Origin of the sequence: Acetobacter sp. P1H12_c (assembly GCF_018811975.1) — a bacterium.
In the GTDB taxonomy this organism is placed as follows: Bacteria; Pseudomonadota; Alphaproteobacteria; order Acetobacterales; family Acetobacteraceae; genus Acetobacter; species Acetobacter persici.
Window position 1 is genome coordinate 1 of record NZ_JACRVR010000060.1, and the last position, 9509, is coordinate 9509.

9 protein-coding genes and 1 pseudogene are annotated in these 9509 nt (G+C 54.9%); 5 read left to right on the forward strand and 5 right to left on the reverse strand.

The genetic code is table 11. The features are described from left to right. The first annotated feature begins 281 nt into the window (after positions 1–281). Complete coding sequence (locus KP699_RS15510) at positions 282–1253, forward strand: IS481 family transposase (RefSeq protein WP_215763259.1); 972 nt, start codon at positions 282–284, stop codon at positions 1251–1253. Positions 1254–1436: 183 nt separating this feature from the next. Here the strand turns inward: KP699_RS15510 and KP699_RS16670 are convergent, their stop codons facing one another. Further along, the gene (locus KP699_RS16670) at positions 1437–1565 is read right to left on the reverse strand and encodes a hypothetical protein (RefSeq protein WP_256442374.1); all 129 of its coding nucleotides are present in this window, start codon (positions 1563–1565) and stop codon (positions 1437–1439) included. A 207-nt stretch (positions 1566–1772) separates the two neighbouring features. Beyond that, positions 1773–2719, reverse strand: a protein-coding gene (locus tag KP699_RS15515; protein ID WP_374196965.1) for an IS630 family transposase whose coding sequence is annotated in 2 segments (ribosomal slippage) — positions 1773–2383 and positions 2383–2719 — 948 coding nt in all. Because the reading frame shifts where the segments join, the coding sequence is not laid out codon by codon here. 673 nt (positions 2720–3392) lie between these two features. Between KP699_RS15515 and vapB the strand changes: the two genes are divergently transcribed. From vapB to KP699_RS15530, 3 genes are all read left to right on the forward strand, one after another. After that, the gene (gene vapB / locus KP699_RS15520) at positions 3393–3617 is read left to right on the forward strand and encodes a type II toxin-antitoxin system VapB family antitoxin (RefSeq protein WP_010511771.1); all 225 of its coding nucleotides are present in this window, start codon (positions 3393–3395) and stop codon (positions 3615–3617) included. Continuing rightward, the gene (gene vapC, locus KP699_RS15525) at positions 3618–4028 is read left to right on the forward strand and encodes a tRNA(fMet)-specific endonuclease VapC (RefSeq protein WP_215763260.1); all 411 of its coding nucleotides are present in this window, start codon (positions 3618–3620) and stop codon (positions 4026–4028) included. Positions 4029–4359: 331 nt separating this feature from the next. Then, positions 4360–5238 carry a hypothetical protein gene (locus tag KP699_RS15530; protein ID WP_215763261.1) on the forward strand — a complete coding sequence of 293 codons (879 nt, stop codon included), beginning with the start codon at positions 4360–4362 and terminating at the stop codon, positions 5236–5238. A gap of 247 nt (positions 5239–5485) precedes the next feature. Here the strand turns inward: KP699_RS15530 and KP699_RS15535 are convergent, their stop codons facing one another. The 3 genes from KP699_RS15535 to KP699_RS15545 are packed head-to-tail and all read right to left on the reverse strand — an operon-like array spanning position 5486 to position 8875. After that, positions 5486–7297 (reverse strand): hypothetical protein, encoded by a 1812-nt coding sequence (locus KP699_RS15535; RefSeq protein ID WP_215763262.1) that lies wholly within the window; start codon positions 7295–7297, stop codon positions 5486–5488. After that, the gene (locus KP699_RS15540; RefSeq protein WP_061471181.1) at positions 7294–7779 is read right to left on the reverse strand and encodes an ABC-three component system middle component 2; all 486 of its coding nucleotides are present in this window, start codon (positions 7777–7779) and stop codon (positions 7294–7296) included. Before KP699_RS15540 ends, KP699_RS15535 begins: the two co-directional genes overlap by 4 nt. Beyond that, entirely contained in the window at positions 7772–8875 is a 1104-nt protein-coding gene (locus KP699_RS15545; RefSeq protein WP_215763263.1) for an ABC-three component system protein, read from the reverse strand. The genes KP699_RS15540 and KP699_RS15545 overlap by 8 nt, the downstream gene beginning before the upstream one ends. A gap of 435 nt (positions 8876–9310) precedes the next feature. Between KP699_RS15545 and KP699_RS15550 the strand changes: the two are divergent. After that, positions 9311–9509: pseudogene (locus tag KP699_RS15550) on the forward strand (hypothetical protein); the annotation flags it as partial.

A 9509-nucleotide genomic window follows, 5' to 3' on the forward strand; every position in this document is an offset into this window, starting at 1 on the left:
TCTATTCCAATGACGGTTTGCGCAGACATATCACTCTCTCTTTCTTATGTTCGCGGTCCCGAAAGCGGGCCGCCGTCAACTGTTCGAGACGGTGAAGAGAGGCGAGATCAGCCTGCTAGAAAACGTGGTCAGGCTACCAGGTGTTAAGCGCTGTATCTCACCTCATGAACGCCCCTGGCCAGGGGCGTTCATGAGGTCATCATAACAGGCTGGAAACACATAAGGTGTTTAGTCCCGGGATTTGATGGGGTATTATTTTCACGCGAGTGGAAGGAAGCCTTATGGGGCAGATACGTCATGGGAGCGCCACGACTACGTACGCCGTGCGAGCAGCAATACAGCGATCGCAGGCTTCGCTCGCGTCGCTGAGCAAGGAGTTCGGGATCAACCCAAAAACAGTTGCAAAGTGGCGGAAGCGACAGAGTGTCCAAGATCAGAAGACAGGCCCTAAAGAGCCGCGCTCAACGGTCCTGTCCGAGACGGACGAAGCGATGATCGTGGCGTTTCGCCGGCATACGTTGCTGCCGCTGGATGACTGTCTTTATGCCCTGCAGGCCAGCATCCCTCATCTGACACGCTCGGCTCTGCATCGCTGCCTTCAGCGCCACGGGATATCCCGGCTTCCGGATATCGAGGGAGACAAGCCCAAACGACAGCGTTTCAAACGCTATCCCATCGGCTTTTTTCATATCGATATTGCCGAGGTCCAAACTGCTGAAGGCAAGCTGTATCTCTTCGTCGCCATCGATCGGACCAGCAAGTTCGCTGTCACACAACTGGTTGAGAAAGCCGATCGGAAGACCGCCTGGGAATTCCTCGAATATCTCCTGAGCATCATTCCTTATCGGATCCATACCATTCTGACAGATAACGGCATCCAGTTCGCTGACCAGCCCCGTAACCGCAATACGGCCTGGTCTCGCCCCATGCGCTTCGACATGATCTGCGAAGCTCACGGGATCGAACATCGTCTGACGAAACCCAATCATCCCTGGACGAACGGTCAGGTTGAACGGATGAACCGGACGATCAAGGAAGCAACCGTCAAACGCTTCCATTACGATAGTCATGAGCAGTTGAGGACACATCTCAATGACTTCATGGCAGCCTATAACTTCGGGCGAAGCCTCAAGACCCTGAGTGGCCTCACACCTTACGAATATGTCTGCAAAATATGGACTTCAGAGCCAGAAAAATTCATCATCAATCCAACCCATCAAAACACGGGACTAAACAGGTTCCGCGTGACGTAACATCGGCCAACGTGTTCAGACTTGGCCAAACATCAACAGCACGTAAGCGAGCCTCCATCCACAAGTTTCGAAGCAGTACCTGCGTGCGAGGGACATGCTTCTTGGTACCATGCGCCACACTGAGGTACAGACTGATCTCTCGACGCATTTCCAGTTCCGACGGTTCTGATCCCTCGAACCAACTCATGTGGCGTTGCTTTCCTCGATTGATGCGAGTTCATCGATGGCTGCACGAGTGCGAGCGACCAAATCCAGGTCTTCCTGCGTATGCGAAAACTGCGCCGGGCTGGCCAGCCGAATAATCTGATCCATCAATTCCAATTCTTCGTGTAGCGCCTCTAGGGGCGGAAGATTTTCATCCTGTAAGGTTGACCGTGCATTGAGACGCTGGATGGTTTGGGACACGATAGCTGCGCAGCGCTCGTGCACTTGCCGATTGTTCGCCGTGTAGGTCCGGAATCCATCGAACAACGCCGTCTCGACGGATCGACGCTGATGAATACTTAGAGCGGTTCCACTTTAATCTGGCTCATATCCAGAGGCTGTAAAGAAACTGGCGCATTGACTGGGAGTGAAAGCCGGAAGCAGCGCGCCGACGGTATCCCACAGAGCACCGACAGTCCGTTCGGCTTTGGCGCGCAGCAAGGCCTTGAGTTTTGAGAAGGCCATTTCGATGGGATTAAAGTCCGGGCTGTATGGCGGCAGGAACATCAGTTCCGCCCCTGCCTGCTCAATGGCCTTCTGTATCGCCGGCAGCTTATGCGCCGGAAGATTGTCCATCACGACGATATCGCCCGGCTTCAGTGTCGGGATGAGAACCCGTTCGACATAAACCTGAAAGATCCTGCCGTTCATGGGACCATCATGCACGAAGGGCGCGGTCAGGCCTGTCAGACGCAGCCCCCCGGTGAAAGTCGTGGTTTTCCAGTGACCGTGCGGCACACCGGCGCGGCAACGCTCCCCGCGCAAGGTACGCCCGCGCAGACGGGTCATCTTCGTGGAGAGGCCGGTTTCGTCAATGAACACCAGACGCTTCGGATCGAGGTCAGGCTGGAGATCAAACCACTCCTGTCGTCGCTTCAGGACCTCCTCACGCTCCTGCTCCAGTGCATGAGCGGTCTTTTTTTGAATGTCCATCCGTGTTGCCGCAGCCAGCGACTGAGCATGCTGCGACCGATCCCGACGGCCCGTTCGCTTTCCAGACGCGCCATCATTTCGTGGAGCGTGATGTCTTTCTGCGCTTCGATCATGCCGGCAATGAACGCTTCATGCGCGTCCAGCCGTGATCCGCGCGGTTTACCCTGACGACGGGGCGTCCGCTCGCCGCTCTCACGTTCCCGACGCAGCCAGCGGATCGCCGTCGAAATCCCAACACCGAACCGTGCCGCAAGCGAGCGGGCTGACGCTCCCCCAATTCCAGCTTCCAGAACCCGCTTCCGAAGATCATCACTCAATGCTCGTGCCATCACCGTCTCCATCAAGGAAAACGGTGAATCACATCGCGCCTTCACTGTCACCTCTCGATTCAGGGTTCAGTGGAACTGCTCTAACTCCCTCCGATTGACTATTTTTTCGGTTCTGACGTGGCCCATAATTTATCAAGAAGCTGAGCAAAACACGATAGAGTTGCGTTCATAACCATTATGCAGATTCAAGAAGCGAGGTAGTCGTCCCGAAAAGTGACAGAGTGACTCGCTTCCTCGATGCTCAACCAGAATTCTGGAGAGAACATTCTATCAAATCCTGAATTGCTTCTGAAAAAAGTATTCGGAATTAATTTTTAATCTATAGTATGGTATTCTTCTCGGAATCAGGAAATAGGGTCCTAATATTTTCAATGTGCGTATAGCGCACAGTCGATGCTATGTTGATGAATGGCAGATACTATGGTTGAGTTGTCTGATAGCTGACATTCTGCTTGCCCCCCATTGCTGTCGAAATAATAAAGGTGTCTGTCATGAATGCTGTCTTTTTATCTTGCAGGGAGAGATTGAGAGCGATCCCATCATGGAGCAGGCGGAAGGGCCACTGTATCACCTGTCCGGATTGTATGCATGTGGTGCGGAGGGGCCCGAAAGTACGGGACAACTTCGTTCAAATGGGATATACATGATGCATATCCATGGGAAGGAATAGCCGATGCTGACCCGTACGACACTCTTTCTATCCAACCGCTCGCAGGCAGTGCGCCTGCCGAAGATGGTCGCCTTCGGGGAGCAGGTGCGTGACGTCGTCATTGTGTCCGAAGGTTCACGGCGGATCATCGCACCGGCCGATGCAGCGTGGGATGATTTCTTTGCGGCTCCCGGGGTGGATCTGGGGGAGCGGAACCAGCCGGCCATGCAGGAACGTGAGGCGCTCTGAATGCTGCGTTACCTGCTGGATACGAACCTCTGTATCCGGGTGTTGCGGGATAGGCCACAGGGGTTGCGTCCGAGGTTCAACAGCTGTGCGGAGGAACTCTGCCTCTCGGACGTGGTTCTGTATGAGCTGCTTTATGGCGCGGAACGCTCGTCAGATCCCGTGCGCACACGGCGTGAAGTCGAGCACTTCGCGGCAAGGCTGGCAGTCCTGCCATTCGACAGTGAAGCGGCTGCCCATACGGCGGATATTCGGGCTGCTCTTGAACGGAATGGCCGTATCATAGGTCCCTATGATCTCATGATTGCCGGGCATGCCCGGAGCAGAGGGCTGATTGTGGTGACCGGCAATCTGCGGGAATTTCAGCGGGTGGAGGGTCTTCGAACCGACGACTGGCTGGCTGACACGGTCTGACCGAAAGAGGTCGCAGCGAGATAGAATATTGATAAAAACGATTGTTTATCAATCGACTATGTCATGCAGCGAGCCTCTCTACGAACCCGCTGACAAGCAGCAGCTTTCTTTGGTTGCAGGCCCCCGCAACCACTTCCATCATAAATCACTCACAATCGACGTCTGATCGCCATGAAATACTGGCATATCAGACAGTTACATGCGTCCCGACCTTCGAAAGAGGGCCGGGCGATTGCGCGCATCCGCATCGTGCCATGGCCAACAGGGCCGCCTCAACCGGTTTCTCAGATCCGTTCAGAACGAAACTTGGAAACCAATGAGGAATATCATCATGCGCGATGACGCAGTGAGAATGCTGTCGGGGCCAAACCAGAGGGAATGGTTGGCACGCAATACCAGATATCAGCCAAAGACTGACCGTCTTCTGGTATGGAACATCATTACCTGGCGGTGGTGTCTGGCCACTACGGAAAATATCCTGGAACTCTGTCCGCTGTCCGTCCGAGGCTTCGGTGATCCAGGCGAGATATGGAAGGATGTCCGGAGTAAGGCCAGTAGGCAGCCTTATGATCTGCAGCAGCGCGGCGACTCTCCCGTACATAATGAGGAAAAACGCAGGGAATGGCTAAGGGAAAGCCGGCGACGGAAATGCCTTCCCGAACGCATTGAAATTTTCAACGTGATACAAGGCCGGTGGATGGCGGTCACTCAGGAGAACCTGGCGGAGCATTACGCCCGCGGCTATTGGGAACCCATCGGGTTGGGTAAAGCATGGGAGGAAATCGAGACCGGGGCGATTGCTAACCCGGAAGCAGAGTTGACCCTTCGTGAGCACGCTGAATTTCTGGCCGAGCATCTGTTCGGGACACTGCGAAAAACGTCTGAAACTCCCGATGAGCGTATCTCGATCATCGCAGAGGAGTTTTATTCCTCACGGGAAGAGCAGGAGCGGGCGCCACCACTACCAGCTCCTCCTCAGCAGCTTCCGACATTCGAGGAGCGGCCCGACGCCCGGATGCCCGAAGTGCTCGAAGTCTGGGCTACCTCTCAAAAAGGTCACATCACCTCACGGTTGGTGGTCGAAGGTTTACTTCAGTATCAATGGCCATTGTCTACGATCCATCAACGGGCACTTGCTCAAGCCATGCGGCAGGCTGGATGGACCTCGCGGAGAAATGCGACAACGAGGTTCTGGGTTAAAAACGCTTGAGGAAGATATCGCCCTTCCACGTGAAAATATCAGCGGGGAAGGGCAATTATGGGGGGCGAACGGAATGTCTGATATCGGGAAGCAATAGCCGAAAGCAGTCATTCGCAGCACTCAGGTTCACGGAGCTTACCGGTCCATCCCATTCGTTTAGCGTCCAATTGTGAGCTCCCAAGTGCGGACCTGCAGCTTCCATACCCGATCACACAGCAACGACTGCGCGACGGCCAACGTTCGTCGATAGTCTGACTCACAAAAGCCCGAAGCGACCTTCGGTCGGGTTTCCTGTGAATATCGTAAGATTCAACCCCTCGAGTTCGCTGTCAGGTGGATGCTGATTCTCAATGACTATTACTTGGCTGCCATCGCCATGGTGTGCCTTAAGATAGCTGTAGAACCGCTCCTTCAGATCTGTACCCTGTAGCGCGGTGTCCTCATCGCCCTCAGGCTTGAAGTAGGCTAGAAGCGGGGAGTCCAGCACTAGGAAGCCTGGATGCGGCAGACCATGTTCCTGACAATATTCAAGCAAGGCGATCGAAACGGCGGCATGCGTTATCGCACGCAAGCCCTTACCGCGACTTCCTCTTGGTTTTCCGTCGATGACAAAATCACTTGCATTTTTGTCGTAATGGACACGGCATTCACCAGGAAAATTCCACGCTTTGAGAATTTGCTCGACCTTCAACGAGAATCGGTGGGCGACAGCCTCTGAGAATCCGACTGCGACCTTGGTCTTCTCAGCAGGTTCGGCCGCGACATCATCCAGATCTGCGCGGCGTGCTTCGAGCTTGTCTCGCCGATCAAAAAGAGCCAAAAATCCACGGACGGCTGACCGCGTCTCGATGATGTCGGTGAACTTTGCTCGAGCAGCTTCCACTTCGGGCGCCATAGTCTGCCGGATGTCGCCATCGACGGTAGCGTAGGCTTCTACGACCGTTGCCTGCAAATCTTCGAGGTGATCTTTTTCGGCCCGCAGTTGGGTTACTGTGGAGGCGAGTTCCTCAGAGAGTCGCTCGATTTTTCCAATTTCGGCCGTCGCCGCTTCAACGATTTCCGCGACATTTCCGTCGCAATCAGCGTCGGCATGCTGAGCTTCGGGCCCTGCTCCGCATAGCGGACAGGCCACGCGCTCGACGTAGGCGAATAATGTGCCGCTCTCTTGGATTGCCTGCAGGCGATCACGGTCAACTGCGTAATGCTCCCGAAGAAGTTCGAAGCGGGCGAGCAACTCACCAATCTCGTCGAGCCGGTTGGTAATTTCACGCGATTGGTTTGCCAGCTCGCGGCGCTGAGACATCCGATCTTCGAGGTTCAGCTGCGCGTCTGCCACGCTGTTCCGATGTTCAGCTGCGGAGGTTTCGAGCCTTTCGAGTTGCGCTTCCAACTCGGCTTTCTCTTCTCCCATATCGGTAATTTCCGACGCGAGATCCGCGATTAGTTCGTCGAGCAGCATGAGTTGTCCTGTCTGGTCTGGCTCGTCAGCCGTGACGGACACAACAGCGGAATCATCGATCCCAGTTAGCAACAGCTTGATGGTGGCGAGTTCGGCCGTCTTAAGGGTGTACTGCCCACCCCAGAATGGCGATCCCTTGTGTTGAATTTCACCTTCTTGCACAATTACGAGGCGGGCTAGGTTGCGGAAGCTGAGACTGTTGGTCGTGCTCTTCGCGCTGCTCTTCAGGATCCGCTTGCCGAGGAGGCCTATTTTTTCGAGCAGAAATCCTGACACATTATCAATGCGCTCATGTGCATGCGCTTGACGTAGCGTATGAGCGGTATCGCCTTGGCGAAGAATGAAATTCCCGCCCGAGATCGCACGCTCGAAAGTCCATGATTCGGATTCGGGACCGGACAGACCCAGATATAAAGCACTGTAGCCCTCCCTTTCCGGGATCTCCTTCAGGTCGGAGCCGCCGAGCATGAAGTCGATCGCCTCAGCAAGAAAGGATTTGCCGGTGTCCGATGCACCACAGATAACGTTGACGCCACGAGAAAAGCTAATCTCAGCGCGCTTAGAGGGGCCTGAAAAACCCAGTTTATCCAGACGGAGATAGCCACTCATACGCGAGGCCCTCGAAGCTGACCAGGCTGGAACTGGCTAGTCCATTTCTCAAAGAAACGCTGAGTAATCGTGCGGATCGCATCGGTGGTCATATGGCCAAATGCTTGAATAACCCAGGCCGCTCGCGCCCTCAACTCAACCGAGTATGGTGCACTCAATGCTGCCATGTAAGGTGCCGCAGCCTCGCCTGCACGGTAAAGTATCCCATCTGGGCGCGCTACCCGCTCGACCAACCCCCGGCTCGCCATCAGAAGCAATCCCTTTTCAATGATTTCCCTACGAACCAGAAGTTCGCCAGCGCGCATCGGCAATGGCACGTGCAGGCTGTCTGGACCTCCAGCGTCGCTGGAATGCACAACAAGGTAATCAAGCTCGACAAGCCGCTGCAAATCGCAGCCATTCGGATGGGCAGCCTCCAAGATCGCAAGGGCGCGCACGCCCGTTTCCAAAGGGCTGTTAAACGGGCTCAGCCGCTTACTCATCTGTCGGTATCCAATAAAGCCGGTCTTCATTCGCAAGCTGGTGGCAAATGCCTTGCCGGTCCTGAACGCGTGTGGCGGGGGCTAATGGATTGGACGTTAAAACAACCTGCGCCGCTTGCGACACGGTGGCCTTCATACGCTCGAACCCTGTTAGATGCGAACCCTCGCATATGTCGACGACACCCTGAAAGACTTCCTCCTGCAAAGCGTCGAACGTCCCTTCAGGCACGGTGTCCCGCGAGAAATTCCTTAGCGCTTCCGCGCTGTAAAAGCGTTCACGTTGCCTGCTGAAGTCACGGTGAAGCTGTTGCTTCGAAGCGAGGGCGGTAACGTCCGGCAACTGTTCACCTAGGTGGTCCCCATAGGCATTGAGGAGTTGCCGAATATACCGGCTCTCGTGTTCAGCAGGCTCAGCCGGCGGAACATGTGAAGCTGGGCGTGGTGGAAGGCCGCCGCCGAAACGGATCGCATGGAACTTGGTGGTTTCATGCTGGGCGATCAGTTCCAATACGCTTTTGGACCCGAAGATCGAGAAATCAAACGCATTGAAGTAGGAGAGAAGACTGCCCGTAAGTGCCACATCTGCCGTCTTAGTGATTTCGTGCCGACACTGCCTTTCCCAGGCGTCCCGGGTGCTCTCCTTCAGACTCATCGGGTCAAGGAGAAGTTTTGCAGCGGTTGTGCCGACGTCTTTGCTTGCGGCGAAGTAGTGCTTTCTCGGCACGGTAAACTCACCGAGCCACGAATAGTAGATGATCTTCCCGATTTCGACATGAATATCTGAAGGACGTAACGGATGATCGTAACGCTTGCACTGGTAATTGTCCCATGGAGCGCTGAACCCTGCGGCGGCGGTAAAACCGGTGACGTCGAGCCCCATGTCGCCAGCGCCCGCAAAGCGTCGCACGATCGCATAACCCTTGAGCGAACTCGCCCACTCCTCCGTGAAGCCTTCCCAGTCATCCGGAGAAAAGACCTGCACACGGATGGCTTTCGGGATCGGTAGACCGGCCTGCACATGATCGGCTGAAGCGACTTCCGAAATCGCTTTCGGCGCGATCGACTTAAAATCAGAATTTGCAATCAAAGTTGCCAATCCCCCGAACCCCTTTAAACCAGAAATAACATATGCTTACAAACAAAGTTATCGCAAGATGGGCTCCCGAGAGATCAATTGTGTTGGTGATCTCAATGAAAGGGGACGATAAGGCTGAACGAGCGGCGGTGATCATGTCCCACCTCCGGGGCGCGCACTGTGCGGAATGAGGGCGCCAAAGGATCGCTAATCACTTCCGTGTAGCGTCCGGAATTTGCGGCGAGGCGCTCCGAAGCTGTCGGTCGGTTAGGTCCCAAACGCGGTTTATCGCGGTTCACCTAAAAACGTCTGCTTTCGGGCAGCCACCATCACCACTTCGATGTCTGACTTGAAGGCGTATCCTGCCTGTCTGCTTCATATTCCTTGAGCAGACAGGCAGCACAGAGGGGGAGACCGGAAGGTCGGCTTTATGTTTGAAGGCAGTAAAAAGCGGCCATGGAAATTGAAAGGAGATGTCTTGCTGTCGTTCGGCATACTGTTTGCTATGATGGCGCGATGACTCGCAAGAAGCCCATAAAGATTGCATTAACCAAGCAAGTGCCCCCTTCCAGATGGCAGGAGTGGAAAAAGATATTTCCTTTGCTTGGTATCATCGTGTTTCTGTTTTCTGGGGCTGCGGGACTGAGACTATTTC

Excerpts from the sequence above, each read along its gene's own strand:
- KP699_RS15510 (WP_215763259.1), top strand. The coding sequence starts at position 282 with ATGGGGCAGATACGTCATGGGAGCGCCACGACTACGTACGCCGTGCGA.
- KP699_RS16670 (WP_256442374.1), bottom strand. The coding sequence starts at position 1,565 with ATGGATCAGATTATTCGGCTGGCCAGCCCGGCGCAGTTTTCGCATACG.
- vapB (WP_010511771.1), top strand. The coding sequence starts at position 3,393 with ATGCTGACCCGTACGACACTCTTTCTATCCAACCGCTCGCAGGCAGTG.
- vapC (WP_215763260.1), top strand. The coding sequence starts at position 3,618 with ATGCTGCGTTACCTGCTGGATACGAACCTCTGTATCCGGGTGTTGCGG.
- KP699_RS15530 (WP_215763261.1), top strand. The coding sequence starts at position 4,360 with ATGCGCGATGACGCAGTGAGAATGCTGTCGGGGCCAAACCAGAGGGAA.
- KP699_RS15535 (WP_215763262.1), bottom strand. The coding sequence starts at position 7,297 with ATGAGTGGCTATCTCCGTCTGGATAAACTGGGTTTTTCAGGCCCCTCT.
- KP699_RS15540 (WP_061471181.1), bottom strand. The coding sequence starts at position 7,779 with ATGAGTAAGCGGCTGAGCCCGTTTAACAGCCCTTTGGAAACGGGCGTG.